This window comes from Bradyrhizobium sp. NBAIM08 (genome assembly GCF_020193935.1).
Classification (GTDB): domain Bacteria; phylum Pseudomonadota; class Alphaproteobacteria; order Rhizobiales; family Xanthobacteraceae; genus Bradyrhizobium; species Bradyrhizobium yuanmingense.
In genome coordinates this window covers 233557-247763 of record NZ_JADYVR010000002.1, presented here as the reverse complement: position 1 = coordinate 247763, position 14207 = coordinate 233557, and the positions used below count along the sequence as shown (strand labels likewise).

Here is a 14207-nt window from a genome sequence, read left to right as displayed (position 1 = left end):
TTGAATGCAGATCAGGAGGCCCAATGCAACCTCGGTTAGCTCGCAGGATAGGTAGAGCATTTGCGAAACGCGTTTCGTCACACGACAAAGCCCTCGATGGGTTTCGCTTCGCTCTACCGATCCTACGCGCCAAGTTTAGTGCAAGTTCGCAAGTTCTACTTGCACTCAAAACTCGCCGCGCTCTCCGGATCGCCTTGCCCCTTGTACCGCGCATGTTGTGGATAGGCGCAAAGCGGCCGACTGCGGCCGGGAAGGGCTGGTCCCGTCGCGACCGCCGCATCGGGCGCCTTGCCGTCTTCCACCCAGTCCACGACCGCGCTGAGGAGATCGAAACGATCGAGCGCTACGCCGCTCGAGCAGTGACCCATGCCGGGCACCAGGAAGGCCCGGCTCGATTTCTCCCGCACCAATTCCATGCCGCCGGAATCCGCCGCCATGCGCTCGTAGTAATTCACGGTGTCGTTCGCCGAAAACCAGGGATCGCTCACTCCGTGGTAAAACAGCAGCTTGCCACCATGGCCGAAGTAGCTCGAAAGGTTGGTCCAGTAGGCGGTGTTGGTGAGGCGATCCATCCCGCTCGCGTTGACCCGGTCTTCGAGTTGATCGACGTTGATGTTTTCCCAAACAGGCGGTCCGACCGGACTGCGCGCGCCTGTGGTCAGGATGCCGGGAATGGCAACGCCTTCGGCTGCCACGCCGCTGTCCCATGGGAACGGCGGATAGACTTGCGTGCCGCGTGAATTCTTCGGTCCGGCAAAAGCTTTCTTCAAGGCATCGACCTGCGGCGGCGCCAGGCAAGAATCCGTCTTGTCATCCGTCTTGTCGCCCTTGCAGGTGAGGACCGCGGGATCGAATTGACAGGCCTTGCCGTCGAAGATCAGGCCATCCTTGACGCCGTCCTTGGCGTCGCAGGCATCGAGGATCGCGTTGGTGATCAGCTTTCGCTCGGCCGCGGAAAACGTCTTGGCGGGCTCCGGCTTGCCGGACGCATCTTTCGGTGCGATCTGGCTGAAGGCGGCGTTGGCCCAGGCGAGACCGATATTAGAATTGCCGGTGCGCAGCGCAGGCGCGCCGGCGACGATGCCGTCGAATTGCTCGGGATAGCGCGCCGACGCCAGCATGCCTTCGCGGCCCCCGGTCGAGCACCCCGTGAAATAGGAGCGCTTTGCGGGCTGGCCATAGTAATGCGCGACGATCGCCTTGGCGGCCATGGTCACCTTGCCGACGGATGCATGGGCGAAGTTGAGCGCGGCTTCCTGGTCCTTCAGGAACGAGGCATCGAACACCGCGCCCTGATGACCGCTATCGGTCGAGACCACGGCAAAGCCGCGCGCCAGCGCCGGCACCTCGCCGGCCGCGTGGTAACCCAGCGGTGGCCGGATCGAGCCGTTCAAACCGCCGCCGCCCTGAAACAAGAACCGGCCGTTCCAGCGATCGGGCAGGGCAACGGCAAAGCCGATCGCGTAGGACTTGCCCTCGACGCCGACGCGCTGATCGATCACGCCGTCCGCGCGGCAGTTCGGCGGCAGCGCCACCGATACTGTGGCCGGCGCCGGCGGTGACGGCTGCACGGTCCCCGGCGGCGCCTCCGGCACTACTTCGGCCTTGGTGATTGTTGCCGTCGAACCCGGCATCTTCCAGCCGGTCAGGTCAGCGCATTTGAGCGCGGGCGGTATGTTGGCCGAATTGTCGGCGCTTGCCGGCGAGATCGCAACGACCATGATGGCCGCGACTAGACCCAGGCCAGCCATCGCATCATTAAGCGCCAGATTTCTTTTTCCCTGCATCGTTCTTCCCTGCCGCTTTCTGATTTTTTGCGGTGCACTTAACTCACGCTGGCCGCCAGGCGATCTGCTGCACTGACACTGACTATCTTGTGTTATTCGGGAGGTGCAGTCCAGCGATGCAGGCTTTCAATCGCTCTCGCCGTTCGCCCTTGCCGATGAAGTCGATCGAGTAGGACGAGCGGATGCTCGATCATCGCGAGCTTGTAACGGTAGTTCGTCGGTCTACCGGCCCTTAAAGTTTCTCACTCTCGCGCTGTTGCCGATTGGACATGGTCATCCCGCGCACTTGAACCCCGCCAGAGGCCACGCCGACCAAACGCCATGGCCGCATTCGTTGCAGAACTCCTGTTCGATCTCGTCAGAACCCTCGTGGGTGGCTGGCTGCGACAGGCTGTGGTGGCGATCTGTGCGTGGCTAGATACGAAGATTCACGGCCGCGCGGCGCGCTTTGTCGTTGGCGGGCTGCTCGGGATCGCCGCCTTCTTCCTCATTCCCGTCATCGCCGGTCTGCTGGGTCTTTGATGCCCTGGCTGAGAACGCATCTCGTCATCGCCTTGGCCATCGGGGCGCTCGTCTCGACGGTGCTCCTCGTGCTGGAGCCGCTGACCGACTTCGCGTTGCTTTGGCTGGAGTGGCCGGGCATCAGCGCAGCGTATTTTTTCCGGGGAGCGGTCGGAGGCTCCGCCTTCCTCGGCATCGCCATTTCGTGGGTCGTGAATGCGCTGACCTACGGTCTGGGTGCTTTCGTCATTCTCAGCGCCTTGAAGGTGCTGAGGGACGCATGATCCCTCACGCCGTCTCCTCGTCGCCCTTGGCGACGATCTCGACTTCGAAATAGCCCATGTCGCGGAGCTCGGCGGCTTTCTTCTCGGCCGCTTCCCTTGTGTCTCGCTTCAAGATGATCTGGCCCGCTCCGTCGCGGGCACAAACGAAATAAGGCATTCTCGATTCCCAATTTCGTTTGCATACGCACGGAGCCGGGTTCCCGCAATCGGACGGCTCACTCGTCCAACCCGGCCTTTTGCCGCATCTTGTCGATCAGCTCGGAGGCCTCGGCCTTGGTCAGCTCGTCCTCGGGCAGGTCCTGGTGCGCCTGCTCGGCGAGGGTCTTGAGATAGGATTCCTGGGCTCCCGTCATCGGATCGTCGCCGGAAACCCAATCCTTCGGGTCCTTCCGGGTGTTGTCGGCCATCGCACATCTCCTATTCCGTTTTCCGTAGAACGTCGGACTCGACTCTTCGTTCCGTTTTTGTTCTCATGGGCCATATCTCGAATTCGCGAGGCGGAACAATGCCGGACCTGGACTTTCTCAGGCGGGAGATCGAACGGATGCGCATCCAGATGGGCAGGCAGAGGAAGGAGATCCTCCAGCTGCAGCGGGCGGGGATCGGGACGGCCTCGGCGCAAGCGCTGCTGTCGCGGATGGAGGCGAAGGTCGAGAGCCTGTGCGCGCAACGCGACGCGCTGAAGGCGGCAGAGCCGCGCCAGACCAAGGGCAGGGTGCTCGGCGGGAGGACATGGTGAGCAGGCGATGGTTCGACGACGAGCGAGACCTGTCGCCCTTCCTGACCGCGCTCGAGGACGTTCGCCGACGCGCGACGCGGGAAGGGTGGTGCTATGCCCACGTCCAGGCCATCATCGTCGCCATCGACCAATACGCGGAAGCGGCGACGGGCAACCGCGAGTATTTCCTCAACAAGCCGGTTTCGATCGGGGACAACCGGAAGGCCGCGGACATTCCGTGAGCGCCCAAGCGGCTCTCGGGACTGCGCGGCTATCGTTGCCGATCAGCGCGGTGAGACCGAGGAGGAGGGCGCTGACCTCGTGCGCGCGGGCGAAGCGGTCTTGCTTCGCGGCGAAGCAGCCGCACGGCTCTTGCCGGACTTCGGGCCAGCTTTTGGTGTGATCCCGTTCTGCTCGTCGAACTGCTTCAGCCAGGCCGCGATGTATCGCGGGTCGTCGGGACAAAGCCGCTCGAGCAAACGAAGGTTCTGCGCTCTGAATTCCACAAGGGTTTTCGGCATCACGGCTCCTCAAAACCCTGCCCGTCGCAAAAAGTGCGGCCGGACGGCCGCCGGGTCAACGGCAAAGAGCGCTTGAAATCCCGGGCGAGCTGATGCAGCGCCAAAAGCGAAAACCCCGCCCTTTCAGGAGCGGGGTTCTCTGTCGAGGTGAAGCTTAGGGACGCTTCAACTGTAAGACGCGCGAGCGGCAAGAAAGTTCAAAAGAACATGCGCCAGCTTCGCTGGAGTGGGGAGGCGCTCGCGCCGGGCAATTACAAATCCGTAAGTCGGTTGAAAATCGACGCCGAAAAACTATCTCTGCGTCAGGCGGCAGCGTAACAAGCCGCCCCTCAACTGACACCCAGCCGCCGCGCTCAGAAAAAGGCGAAGCTGGGTCCTTTGACATTCCCTGCTCAGGTCCCGCCTCATTGGCCTCAGAGGCAAACGTCGATGGCTGCCCGCACCTATAACCACGAACGCTGGTCGGAAGACGACGACCGGCTGCTTCGATCCATGTGCGAAACGGGAAAGAGCCTCACGCTGATGATCGTGAAGCTCAAGCGTCCCATTGCATCGATCAGGTCGCGTGCGATCGAGCTTGGCATCAATCTTCCGGGCACGCGCATCGGTCTGCGACGGAAGCGGCGAACAGCCCGCACGCCCAGACAAAGCCGCTGAAGCGACCACGACAATTCCGCCGCGCCGCTCTATGCGAGCGGAGCGGCTGAACGATGCTCAGGCCGCAATCCGCTGTTCGACCGGCGCCGTCAGGAACTTGAGCGCTTCGGCGTGGGCGAGATCCGGAACCGCGATCGCCGTGTGGCTGTACATCGCGTGTGTGCGCGACGTCGCGATCTGGTCTAGGATCGCCTTGCCCTTGATGACGTGGAGGCCCATGCCGTCATCGACGGGGAAGATCGCCAGCACCACGTCGTAGGCCGCGATCACGGCTCTGAGCGCCTCGGCCTTGTCTTCGGCGACATCGACAAAAACACGAACATCTGCCGCGAGTTCACGCAGCTCGTTAAAATCCAGCACTTTGAGGATACTCCAACGCAACCAACCTGACAGAAGCTTGGTCGCGTTAGGTTACTGAAGCGTCAACAACGGATCGCCGGCCACAAGTTTCACGAACGAGGAAGCGCGATGCGATCTAGCGCTTGGCGTCCTCCTTGCGCAGCCTGGCCTCGGCGGCCTCGTCGACGAGAGTCAAGCTGGCGCCGTCATAGCTCAGCTTGAAACCGCGGCCGACGATCCAGGTCCAGCCTTCCCGGTCCTTGATGGCGGAGGCGTTGAACTGCTCGGAAATCGATTTGACGGCGGTTTCCTGCGATCCCGGATTGTTCAGCGTCGCATTGACGCGCCAGATCGGATGCCTGGGGTCGGTCTCGTCGCCATCAACGGCGACCTTGGCGCCGTTGATGTCGCACGCCAGCGTGTACGGACCTCGGCTCGGCCGGCAGAGATAGTGGCGTCGCGCGACGAGCTTGTTGGCCTCGTCGAATGTCATTCCGGGCGAGAAGCCGAACATGTCGGACTTTTTCACGAGGGCGAAGGACGCAGGCTTCAAGAAGCTAGGCTGGATCGCGACGAGGGCTGCGACGGCGACCACGATCAAACCTGCGATGACGATAGCGACCTTCATCAGAACCCCATCAGATACCTTTCCTGGCTTATAGCAGCCGCGGCGCTGCCGAGAAAATTGCAGATCCTAAAATTGCAGGTCCTGCAACGTCTTGCACAGGAAGTCGGGAACCTCGGTGAGCCCGTGCTTGCGTTTTCGGCCTCGATAGGGTCTAAGCCCGATCGCTTCATGACTTCTGGCATGAATCAGCAGCGCGCACTCGCGGGTCCGGCCGCGTCCCCAGCAGCAGAATTGCTCCGCGCACCCATTCAAAGGAATTCAGACCATGGCGAAGATGACGAAGACCCAATTGATCGATGCAATCGCCGAGGGCACGCAGCTTTCGAAGAACGACGTGAAGTCGGTGATCGAGTACATGGCGACGGTCGGCTACAAGGAGCTCAACGAGTCCGGCGAGTTCGTCATTCCCGGCTTCGTGAAGATGTCGGTCGTGAACAAGCCGGCGACCGAAGCCCGCATGGGCATCAATCCCTTCACCAAGGAGCCGATGCAGTTTGCAGCGAAGCCCGCTAGCAAGTCGGTCAAGGCCTCGCCGCTGAAGGTGGCCAAGGACGCCGTCTGACGTGCCGGCGATGTCGGTGCGGTGGGCTCATTGACGCGCCGGCGCAGCAATCAACGGCCGAGGACCAGGTGGTGCTCGGCCATCGCGATGCCCGAACACAAGACGACCATCAGGGTAAACAGCACGCGGTACTCGCTTCGTCCTGAACGACGAGCTTCGTTTCCTCACCATCCTTATCCGCTTCACAAGAAAAAGCCCCGCGCTTTCGCGCGAGGCTTTTCTGGCTGACGGCGTTGGGATTTCAGCGCCTGGCCGACAGCCATGGCTTTAACCTAAAGTTGAAATCGCAAAAAGCAACAGCGCCGCCACGACGGAGTATGTTCGTCAGGCGGCGCTGCCGTGTAACTGGGCGCTGAAATCCCCAGCTTCCATAGGTGCTTGCCGCGCCGAAAAGGTTCAACGCCGCCCCCACCAAAATTTTACGTCCGGGGCTGGACTTTTTGTTCTCATTTTGTTCTAGTGAGGCGCCTTGATGGACCGTTGGAGGTTGCTCATGACCGTCGAAAAACAGCGCGAAGTGATCAGGCTCTGGAACGAGCTCAGAAAGGTCGAGGGCCCTGCGGCGGAGGAGCTGCGCATCCAGATCCTCGAATGCTTCTCGAAGGAGAAGCCGAAGCGGGCGGCCTGACCTTTGTCGACGCCACGCGGCAACGCGCAAGCGCGATCCGCTCCGAGGGGGCGCGCTTGATCTCTCGCCGCGCTGCTTGCCGGCGAAGAGTCTTCTCGAAGTTTTGTCGATGAAGAGTCTTGTTGCAGAAGAGTCTTGTTGCAGAAGAGACTTGTTGCAGAAGACACTCATCGAAGAAGGGTCCTGCCGCGTCGACGGTGTGAGCGTGCGCGCTTCATCGATCGTTAGGATTTGCTCTCCGCGCATTCTTGCGACTCCGATTCGTTCTTCGCGAACGAAACGGAGTCGAAGCTGGAACAAAGCCGGGCGTTCTTGCGCGCTCTCGCCGCGATGGTGCCGGATGCGTCTGGCTAACGATAGCTTATGCGGATGCCGATAACCCTATTCGGTTAGGTTAAAAGCCCAATCGCGTTGCGCTTGCTGCGCCTTGGGGTAGGTGTTCGGCAACGACAAGCAAGAAACGCCTTTGCACAAGCAGCAATTTGCCATGATGCCTTTTTCAGCTCCGTCCTTTTTCCAAGGCGACCGGCACACCTACCGGCGCGTCGCCGTCGTCGTCACGCTGTTCTGCCTTGCTTTCGTTGTGATCAGCTTCTCGCTGCGGCCGCAGGCCGAGGACACGCGCGTTGCGGTCAAGGCCGACCGGCTGGTCCGCACGGCAGGCCAAGCCGCGCGCGCCAATTAACGCCGCGCGCCAATTAACGCTCGTCGCCGCAACGGCGGTCATCGGCCCGCGCCTGCGGGCATCCGGCGCCGCGCGAGGCGAGCGCCACGAAGCCGGCATAGCCGGACAGGTTGAGCAAGACTTCGAGCCAGGCGGGCATATCTCTTTCTCTCCGCTCAGCAGGGAACGGACTCAACGTCCGCGCGCATTCCTGGTTCCATACTCCTGCGAAGAAACTCAGAGCCGGGTGGACGGGTCGAGCCGGCGGCCGAGGGTCGCGACGGATTCGCTCGACGGCTGCTCCTTGAGGAACTCGGCGATGGCCTGCGCCAGCTCGCGGTCGCTCATCGGCGTCGGCGGCGGGCGCAGCGTGCCGACACCGAAGTTGCGGACGATCTCGTCGTAATGCTCATCCTCGGATTTGGGAACCAATTTGCGGATACGGGCCAGCAAAGCGGATAAGGGCAAACTCTCCTCCATGATTGTCGTCCCCGCTGGCAACCGTCATGGTCTGCTGCCATCTGCTCCCATGAAACTGAAAACCCCGCCAGCACCGCGGAGATGCTGACGGGGTCTTCGTGCTGTCGCCTCGACCCGGATGGCGGAGGCTCCCGCACTTGAGGTGCTAACCGCCGTCTCGCCGTTTCGTTCCCGCTTCATCGACATTTCTCGCCTGCGGGCCGGTTCCATCCATGCGCAACCATCGCAGGCGCTCGCCGTTGTCTCCGCGACACGCGAAGGAGGACAAGCATGAAGAAGACACTGGCAGTTCTGGCCACCATCGCGGCGGTCGGTGTGACCGCGGTCGCGGCGCCCGCGCCGGCTGAGGCGCGTGGCCGCGGCGGTATCGGCCCGGGCCTCGCGTTCGGCCTCGCCGCCGGCGCGATCACCGCGGGCGCAGTCGCGGCTTCCCAGCCTTATGGCTATTACGGTCCCCGCTACCGCTACTACGACGGTCCCGCCTATTACGGACCGGGTCCGTACGCCTATTACGGCGGGCCGTACTACCGTCACCACCACTACCGTCATTGGTAGTCGGCGAATAGCGAAAAGCCCGGAGCGGTGCTCCGGGCTTTTTTCATTCGCAGGTCTTGTTTACTCGCCCATTTTCGCGCTTGCCGGCGCGATGATGCCTACGGCCAGAGCGAGGGCCGCTCGGCCTTGCGGGCATTCTCCAGCGTCGCCACGAAATATTCCTCGCGCTCGCGCTTGAACTTTTCCTGCGTGGCACGGAAGGCGGCGACACGGGCGGCGATTTCTTCGCGTTCGCGCTCTTTGCGTTGTTCGTCTTCGGTCATGTCAAATCCCCTCTACACCTGAGTATGTGCACATCCGAACTCAAGCACTGCCGCCGCAATCACGTTGAGTCGCGTCAACACATCCATTGGCACTTCCGAATGGGGCGTCAATGGGGAGGAGGCATTGCAGGATTGTGATATGCGAAGGTCGGAAGAAATTGCCGAGCGCATTGCGTTGGCGCTTGATAAGAGCGTCAACGATCTTGCCGCTTGCGCATGTTGCTGTCAGGCCAAACTATTCGGGAGGCGCGGTTGATCGCATCGGATGTGCAGAGCGGTATCGAACGGCTCGGCGACATGATCGCCGAGGCCAGGACCATCGTGCCGTTCACCGGTGCCGGCATCTCGACCGAATGCGGCATTCCCGACTTCCGCTCGCCGGGCGGAATTTGGACGCGTAACCGTCCGATCCCGTTCGACGAGTTCGTCGCGAGCCAGTCAGCGCGGGACGAATCCTGGCGCCGCCGCTTTGCGATGGAGGAGGTCTTCGCCGCAGCGAAGCCCGGCCGCGGCCATCGGGCGCTGGCATCGCTCTACCGCGCCGGCAAGGTTCCCGCCGTCATCACCCAGAACATCGACAATCTGCACCAGGCCTCCGGCTTCGCGCCGGAGCACGTGGTTGAGCTTCACGGAAATACCACCTATGCGCGCTGCATCGGATGTGGGCAGGTTTACCCGCTCGACTGGGTGAAGCGCCGTTTCGATGACGATGGCATCGCGCCCGACTGCACCGCCTGCGACGCGCCGGTGAAGACCGCCACGATTTCCTTCGGGCAGATGATGCCGGACGAGGAGATGCAGCGCGCGACAGCGCTGTCGCAGGCCTGCGATCTCTTCATCGCGATCGGTTCCTCGCTGGTGGTCTGGCCGGCGGCCGGCTTTCCGATCATGGCCAAGCGCGCCGGTGCACGTCTCGTGATCATCAATCGCGAGCCGACCGAGCAGGACGACATCGCCAACCTCGTCATCCACCACGACATCGGCGAGACGCTCGGGCCCTTTGTCGGCAATTGAGGCATCAATTTGATTCGCGGCTGTGCAAGCTGTTCATAGGTTCCGGCGAATCTCTTTTTTGTCTATGCGTCTCAACCGGGAGTGTTATCTTTTGAGTCGAAAGATTCGCGTCGCGTCGAATTGAGAACATTCTCTTAAGACGCGTGATTCGGGCGCCGCCAATGTGGCGGGTTGCATGGCAGTGTGGGGTCCGGGGTTATGGGGTCGTCGGACGGATTTGAGTCCAAGAAGCTTGGAGTTCCCGGACAGGGCACCTCGCAGGGGCGATTGACGCCGGGCGAGCATGGCGGAGCCGGCCGCGACAATGCGCTCAATCCCTTCACCGGATTGGGCGAAGCCAGCGGCAACCTCGTCGAGGTCACCGGCGTCATCAAATGGTTCGACGCCTCCAAAGGTTACGGCTTCATCGTTCCCGACAACGGCTGGCCGGACGTGCTCCTGCACGTTACCGTGCTTAGGCGCGACGGCTTCCAGACCGCTTATGAGGGCGCCCGCATCGTCGTCGAGTGCATCCAGCGCGCCAAGGGCTACCAGGCCTTCCGCGTCGTTTCGATGGACGAGTCGACCGCGATCCACCCGGCGCAGATGCTGCCGCCGCGCACCCATGTCACGGTCACCCCGACCAGCGGGCTGGAACGGGCCCAGGTCAAATGGTTCAACCGGCTGCGCGGATTCGGCTTCCTGACCTGCGGCGAGGGCACGCCCGACATCTTCGTGCACATGGAGACGCTACGCCGCTTCGGCATGACTGAGCTGAGACCGGGCCAGTATGTGCTGGTCCGCTTCGGGCCCGGCTCCAAGGGCATGATGGCGGCCGAGATCCATCCCGAGACCGGATCGCCGGGATTGCAGTCGCACTAAGGCTATGACTTCCAGCAATTGTGAGCAGAGGCGCGCTGCAAGTCCGGCGCGCCTCTTCCTTTTCCGGCGGTCGCCGCGTAAGGACTGATTGAAGTCCCACGCCGCGAGAGCCCCGATGAATTCTGATCGAAAGGCCGCCTGGTCCGCTCTGAAGGGCTGGCTGGCCGCCATCCTCGTCATCGCCGGCTGGGCCGTCGCCGGCGCGCCGGCCGGCGCCGCGAGCTTCCAGCCGCTCGAGATCGTCACCAAGAACGGCGTGCAGGTGTTCTCGGTCGAGATGGCAACGACCCCGGAGGAGAAGGAGACCGGCCTGATGTACCGCAAGGAATTGGCCGACGGCAAAGGCATGCTGTTCGACTTCAATCCCGAGCAGGAAATCTCGATGTGGATGAAGAACACTTATGTGTCGCTCGACATGATCTTCATCCGCGCCGATGGCCGCATCCTGCGCATTGCGGAGAATACCGAGCCGTTGTCGACGAAGATCATCTCCTCCCGGGGGCCCGCCCGGGCCGTGCTGGAGGTGGTGGCAGGGACGGCGCAGAAGTACGGCATCCGCCCCGGTGATCGCGTCGGCCACCCCCTGTTCGGCGGCAAATAGGACGGGCAGGGGCGATTGCGGCCCAGGCCGGCGGCTTTGGAAAGCTTGCTGGCGCTCCGGGAAGCGTGTATCGACGGGCTCGCCGGACATTCGGGGTATAGCGCAGCCTGGTAGCGCGGCAGTTTTGGGTACTGCAGGTCGTTGGTTCGAATCCAGCTGCCCCGACCAGCAATTTCAAGCACTTAGGCGTAAAACGAGACATCAAAACTTCCCAGATTTTTCAATTGGGAAGATCATGGGAAGAAGAAATGGACCCGATCACGATCGCGAGTGCCCTTGGCGGTCTGAAGCCGGCCTTCGACTCTCTTCGGTCAGTGCTGGGGCTGCTGAAGGACGCCAAGGATCTGCTGCCAGCGGGCGAGAAGTCGGCGGCCATCGCGCAAGCGTTGGCAACCGCCGAGTCGAGCACCAAGCTCGCTGAAGCCGAGGTTGCGAAGGCGCTCGGCTTTGAGCTCTGCAAATGCGAGTTTCCGCCAACGCCAATGTTGACAGTGGGCTATCACACGAGGTCGGAGGGCCACCGCCCGGGCGATCCCGTGTTCGAGTGCCCGAAGTGCGGGATCAACACCGCTGGCCCGTGGATGTACGAACGCACTGCGCCGGAGCGCAACGACTCGGCATAGTGAACGGCCCACATCCTTAAGGATGCTCCTTCTTAGATTTCCCGTCCTTATTCACCGCGAATCGGAGAAGATTGGCGGTGGCCAGTAACAGCGAGAGACGCAATGGCGAGATTCAACCTCAAAGAGATCAAGCTATTTGTGCCGGAGTACGCGACCGAGGCCACTATCAGGGTGAACGAAGGCCATTCGTCAGGAAAGCCTCACCTGGAAACGACGTACGCGAAAGCACCCACGGGCGGCCAAAAGAACGTAGCCGCTGCGATCCCTGACGACTGGACCGACAGCGATTTGCTCGAATTGCTGTCACAGCCTCATAGAAACGGCACCGGCCGCGATTGGCCGGCATGGGAAATCCCGGCGAGCGACCACGCTTCGCCTTGGCTGTTTCGCTTCTGGAAAGGGGAGAAGCCTCCTAAGAGCTGAGCATGACGTCCGGTAACGATGACGAAATCACCCGCCGAAAAAAGCTGACGTTCGCTCAGGCAGAGGGGGCTGAGCCGTTGCCATCGCAATTGAAGCGAACGGACGTCAGCCAGCAGCTTCGGGCTGTTCTTTGGAGCTACATCCACTCCGAGCTGGAGCGGACATCCCGTCGAGACATGTACGCCTACATTGGGGATCCTTGGAAACGCGCCTTGAGGGATGTCCACGTCTACTTCTTTCACCAGCCGGTCGACGAATTTGAAACTTTGTTCCGGGATGCCTCCGACGCGGTGAAGACGTTCTTGATGAAGGCCGATTGGGTAAAGTTCTACGGCTGGATTGAACACCTGCTACGTGTGAAGCCGACGGACAATTTTGCCGACAGAATTCACAAGATTCTGATCTACTGTCGATCGCCATATCGCGTCGTCGACAAGGTTGTCCTATGCCCTGTTGGCTCAGATGAAGAAGCTGCGACTGTTGGCCGTGCTTTTTCAGATTTGAAGCAGGCAGGTTTAACCGGGGGACGAGAGCACTTGAAGCTAGCGGCCCAAGAGCTCAGCGCCGGACACTTCGCGGACAGCGTGCGAGAGAGCATGCATGCGGTGGAATCGGTAGTGCGGATGCTCGAATCGAGCGGTGACTTCAGCAAGGCGCTGGCAAAGCTTGAGACCAAGACCAACATGCACAGTGCTCTCAAGCGCGGGTTCACCGCGATCTACGGTTTCACCAGCGACGAGCAGGGCATTCGCCACCCGCTGCTTGAAAAGGAAGCTCCGCAGGTCGACGAAGCCGATGCGATCTTCATGATTAGCGCCTGCTCGGCCTTCCTTTCTTACCTGATCAACAAGGCCAGAACTGCTGGTCTGCTCAATACCTAATGGACCCCGAGCTCGTTCGTCTTGCCAATATCCTTGCGGATTGGATCGATCCAGCGCCAGCGATTCCGGCCATCTACCTGTTCGGCAGTCGGGTCCGCGGAGATCATCGGCCCGACAGTGATGTGGATGTACGGCTGTTCCTAAACGAGTGGAAACGCCTCGATCAACAAACAATGGATTGGTGGGCGAGAGAGAACGAAACAGGTTTTCACCACCTCAAAGATCAGCTTCCCGGTCCGCTTGCTATTCATCGAGAGCCACAAGACGACGCAGATGCCGCCATCCTGATAGGTATGACAAAGCCGGTGCTTGTCCTTCGGCGCGTTGTCTGCGTGTGGACGCCGCCGAAACAGAAATAGGCGCGGCACCGAAGCGCCGCGCCCTCTGTCGTTCACCGCCTCAGCCGACGGCAGTGCGTCATAGCCGTTGCCGGTCGCGCTTCCTGTGTGTTCGGCGCCGGCGTTTCATTGGCTGCTCCCGTTCAGGCGGTCTCGGAGGGCGTGCGCGTGATCCGATATGATCTGCATGACGCGGTGCATTCCATCGATGGCCGTATCCGCATCGGGTTGGGCCAACATCACGACGAGCAAATCGGTCAGCAGAACGATGTTCGTGATGTCCGCCTCGTTCTCGAGTCGATCGGGCAGCCGGAGCTCAACCACGTTGCTCATTGCTGGCGCTCCTCATTCTGTCTGCTGAGGAGGCGTTTGATCTTGTCGCAGACGAGGCGCTTAAGCTCGGGTGGGGCCTGCTCGTAGGCCATAGCAAACTCCACTGGCGACAAAGCACGGACGTTCGCCGGTTCAGGCGCGGGGGGTGCTTCCATTCGCGCGACGAACCCGTCGAGCTCGTCAGCCAGGATTCGGGCGGCCTTGGCGCCCTCGCGGAGCCACTTAAGCTCGTCGATCCAGCCCTCGGCGCGCAGCGATTCTCCCCGATGCAGTTTGCCCGCGATCGTCACGGCGGTGGCAGCCCGATTGTGGTAGTGCCGCAGGGGATTTTTCTTGCGGCCAGCCTGCTGACGGCGTGTCACACGGGGCTCATAAGGTTGCAAGTTCTTGGGAGGCAAACAAGACACGAGGCGCGCGGATGCGCTCCGGAAGTCGATGATGTTGGACATGGTGGTTCTCAGGTTTGGCTTGTCACAGCCGCTACCAGTGACGGACCGGCAACCGGGGGGTGACAACCTGCCTGAGAGACAGGTCGGACGCCTTTAG

The 14207-nt window shown here is 61.6% G+C and carries 27 protein-coding genes and 1 tRNA gene; 17 read left to right on the top strand and 11 right to left on the bottom strand.

The genetic code is table 11. The annotated features are described in order from the left end of the window. Positions 1-155: 155 nt before the first annotated feature. The gene (locus tag I6F37_RS07255; protein WP_085968749.1) at positions 156-1787 is read right to left on the bottom strand and encodes a tannase/feruloyl esterase family alpha/beta hydrolase; all 1632 of its coding nucleotides are present in this window, start codon (positions 1785-1787) and stop codon (positions 156-158) included. A gap of 321 nt (positions 1788-2108) precedes the next feature. On the opposite strand from I6F37_RS07255, the gene I6F37_RS07250 reads away from it, so the two are divergent. Both I6F37_RS07250 and I6F37_RS07245 read left to right on the top strand, forming a co-directional pair. After that, positions 2109-2309, top strand: coding sequence for a hypothetical protein (locus I6F37_RS07250; protein ID WP_035999700.1), 201 nt, complete (start codon positions 2109-2111; stop codon positions 2307-2309). Beyond that, positions 2309-2572: a hypothetical protein gene (locus I6F37_RS07245; protein ID WP_035999697.1), complete on the top strand. Its 264-nt coding sequence runs from the start codon at positions 2309-2311 to the stop codon at positions 2570-2572. Before I6F37_RS07250 ends, I6F37_RS07245 begins: the two co-directional genes overlap by 1 nt. 4 nt (positions 2573-2576) lie before the next feature. Here the strand turns inward: I6F37_RS07245 and I6F37_RS07240 are convergent, their stop codons facing one another. Together I6F37_RS07240 and I6F37_RS07235 are read right to left on the bottom strand one after the other, a co-directional pair. Then, on the bottom strand, positions 2577-2729 hold the full coding sequence (locus tag I6F37_RS07240; protein WP_157783960.1) for a hypothetical protein: 153 nt from the start codon (positions 2727-2729) through the stop codon (positions 2577-2579). A 58-nt stretch (positions 2730-2787) separates the two neighbouring features. Then, the gene (locus I6F37_RS07235) at positions 2788-2979 is read right to left on the bottom strand and encodes a DUF3072 domain-containing protein (RefSeq protein WP_035999694.1); all 192 of its coding nucleotides are present in this window, start codon (positions 2977-2979) and stop codon (positions 2788-2790) included. Positions 2980-3077: 98 nt separating this feature from the next. On the opposite strand from I6F37_RS07235, the gene I6F37_RS07230 reads away from it, so the two are divergent. Next, a complete protein-coding gene (locus I6F37_RS07230; RefSeq protein ID WP_035999688.1) occupies positions 3078-3311 on the top strand; it encodes a hypothetical protein in 234 nt (77 codons plus the stop codon). Beyond that, a complete protein-coding gene (locus I6F37_RS07225; protein WP_025036169.1) occupies positions 3305-3532 on the top strand; it encodes a hypothetical protein in 228 nt (75 codons plus the stop codon). Before I6F37_RS07230 ends, I6F37_RS07225 begins: the two co-directional genes overlap by 7 nt. 42 nt (positions 3533-3574) lie before the next feature. Here I6F37_RS07225 and I6F37_RS07220 read toward each other — a convergent pair whose 3' ends face one another. Further along, positions 3575-3811: a hypothetical protein gene (locus I6F37_RS07220; RefSeq protein ID WP_225150779.1), complete on the bottom strand. Its 237-nt coding sequence runs from the start codon at positions 3809-3811 to the stop codon at positions 3575-3577. A gap of 429 nt (positions 3812-4240) precedes the next feature. Between I6F37_RS07220 and I6F37_RS07215 the strand changes: the two genes are divergently transcribed. Continuing rightward, entirely contained in the window at positions 4241-4468 is a 228-nt protein-coding gene (locus I6F37_RS07215) for a hypothetical protein (protein ID WP_035999684.1), read from the top strand. A gap of 57 nt (positions 4469-4525) precedes the next feature. Here the strand turns inward: I6F37_RS07215 and I6F37_RS07210 are convergent, their stop codons facing one another. Both I6F37_RS07210 and I6F37_RS07205 read right to left on the bottom strand, forming a co-directional pair. Next, positions 4526-4828, bottom strand: a complete 303-nt coding sequence (locus I6F37_RS07210; protein ID WP_225150777.1) for a hypothetical protein — start codon at positions 4826-4828, stop codon at positions 4526-4528. 115 nt (positions 4829-4943) lie between these two features. Further along, a complete protein-coding gene (locus I6F37_RS07205; RefSeq protein ID WP_225150775.1) occupies positions 4944-5435 on the bottom strand; it encodes a hypothetical protein in 492 nt (163 codons plus the stop codon). 265 nt (positions 5436-5700) lie between these two features. On the opposite strand from I6F37_RS07205, the gene I6F37_RS07200 reads away from it, so the two are divergent. The 3 genes from I6F37_RS07200 (at position 5701) to I6F37_RS07195 (ending at position 7310) form a co-directional block, all read left to right on the top strand. Next, the gene (locus I6F37_RS07200; RefSeq protein WP_008558895.1) at positions 5701-5997 is read left to right on the top strand and encodes an HU family DNA-binding protein; all 297 of its coding nucleotides are present in this window, start codon (positions 5701-5703) and stop codon (positions 5995-5997) included. A gap of 493 nt (positions 5998-6490) precedes the next feature. Then, positions 6491-6625, top strand: coding sequence for a hypothetical protein (locus tag I6F37_RS45525; protein ID WP_260347228.1), 135 nt, complete (start codon positions 6491-6493; stop codon positions 6623-6625). Positions 6626-7112: 487 nt separating this feature from the next. Continuing rightward, positions 7113-7310, top strand: a complete 198-nt coding sequence (locus tag I6F37_RS07195; protein ID WP_249788245.1) for a hypothetical protein — start codon at positions 7113-7115, stop codon at positions 7308-7310. Between the two features lie 13 nt (positions 7311-7323). On the opposite strand, the gene I6F37_RS45520 is transcribed toward I6F37_RS07195, so the two are convergent. After that, positions 7324-7449 carry a hypothetical protein gene (locus tag I6F37_RS45520; protein WP_057029130.1) on the bottom strand — a complete coding sequence of 42 codons (126 nt, stop codon included), beginning with the start codon at positions 7447-7449 and terminating at the stop codon, positions 7324-7326. 77 nt (positions 7450-7526) lie between these two features. Then, entirely contained in the window at positions 7527-7769 is a 243-nt protein-coding gene (locus I6F37_RS07190) for a hypothetical protein (RefSeq protein WP_225128697.1), read from the bottom strand. Between the two features lie 270 nt (positions 7770-8039). On the opposite strand from I6F37_RS07190, the gene I6F37_RS07185 reads away from it, so the two are divergent. Next, positions 8040-8324 carry a hypothetical protein gene (locus I6F37_RS07185; RefSeq protein ID WP_036045604.1) on the top strand — a complete coding sequence of 95 codons (285 nt, stop codon included), beginning with the start codon at positions 8040-8042 and terminating at the stop codon, positions 8322-8324. Positions 8325-8422: 98 nt separating this feature from the next. On the opposite strand, the gene I6F37_RS07180 is transcribed toward I6F37_RS07185, so the two are convergent. Beyond that, the gene (locus I6F37_RS07180) at positions 8423-8587 is read right to left on the bottom strand and encodes a hypothetical protein (RefSeq protein ID WP_225140731.1); all 165 of its coding nucleotides are present in this window, start codon (positions 8585-8587) and stop codon (positions 8423-8425) included. Between the two features lie 252 nt (positions 8588-8839). On the opposite strand from I6F37_RS07180, the gene I6F37_RS07175 reads away from it, so the two are divergent. From I6F37_RS07175 to I6F37_RS07140, 8 genes are all read left to right on the top strand, one after another. After that, positions 8840-9601 (top strand): NAD-dependent protein deacetylase, encoded by a 762-nt coding sequence (locus I6F37_RS07175; RefSeq protein WP_225150771.1) that lies wholly within the window; start codon positions 8840-8842, stop codon positions 9599-9601. 198 nt (positions 9602-9799) lie between these two features. After that, on the top strand, positions 9800-10462 hold the full coding sequence (locus tag I6F37_RS07170) for a cold-shock protein (RefSeq protein WP_057029133.1): 663 nt from the start codon (positions 9800-9802) through the stop codon (positions 10460-10462). Between the two features lie 115 nt (positions 10463-10577). Beyond that, a complete protein-coding gene (locus tag I6F37_RS07165) occupies positions 10578-11063 on the top strand; it encodes a DUF192 domain-containing protein (RefSeq protein WP_035999663.1) in 486 nt (161 codons plus the stop codon). 91 nt (positions 11064-11154) lie between these two features. Beyond that, positions 11155-11231 (top strand) — tRNA-Pro (locus tag I6F37_RS07160). A gap of 80 nt (positions 11232-11311) precedes the next feature. Continuing rightward, a complete protein-coding gene (locus I6F37_RS07155) occupies positions 11312-11686 on the top strand; it encodes a hypothetical protein (RefSeq protein ID WP_225150770.1) in 375 nt (124 codons plus the stop codon). 102 nt (positions 11687-11788) lie between these two features. Further along, positions 11789-12109 carry a hypothetical protein gene (locus tag I6F37_RS07150; RefSeq protein WP_225150767.1) on the top strand — a complete coding sequence of 107 codons (321 nt, stop codon included), beginning with the start codon at positions 11789-11791 and terminating at the stop codon, positions 12107-12109. 2 nt (positions 12110-12111) lie between these two features. After that, positions 12112-12990 (top strand): AbiJ-NTD4 domain-containing protein, encoded by an 879-nt coding sequence (locus I6F37_RS07145; RefSeq protein WP_225150765.1) that lies wholly within the window; start codon positions 12112-12114, stop codon positions 12988-12990. Then, entirely contained in the window at positions 12990-13349 is a 360-nt protein-coding gene (locus tag I6F37_RS07140) for a nucleotidyltransferase domain-containing protein (protein ID WP_225150763.1), read from the top strand. The genes I6F37_RS07145 and I6F37_RS07140 overlap by 1 nt, the downstream gene beginning before the upstream one ends. A gap of 105 nt (positions 13350-13454) precedes the next feature. Here I6F37_RS07140 and I6F37_RS07135 read toward each other — a convergent pair whose 3' ends face one another. Continuing rightward, positions 13455-13661 carry a hypothetical protein gene (locus I6F37_RS07135; RefSeq protein ID WP_225150761.1) on the bottom strand — a complete coding sequence of 69 codons (207 nt, stop codon included), beginning with the start codon at positions 13659-13661 and terminating at the stop codon, positions 13455-13457. Then, positions 13658-14110: a hypothetical protein gene (locus tag I6F37_RS07130; protein WP_225150759.1), complete on the bottom strand. Its 453-nt coding sequence runs from the start codon at positions 14108-14110 to the stop codon at positions 13658-13660. Before I6F37_RS07130 ends, I6F37_RS07135 begins: the two co-directional genes overlap by 4 nt. Positions 14111-14207: the final 97 nt, after the last annotated feature.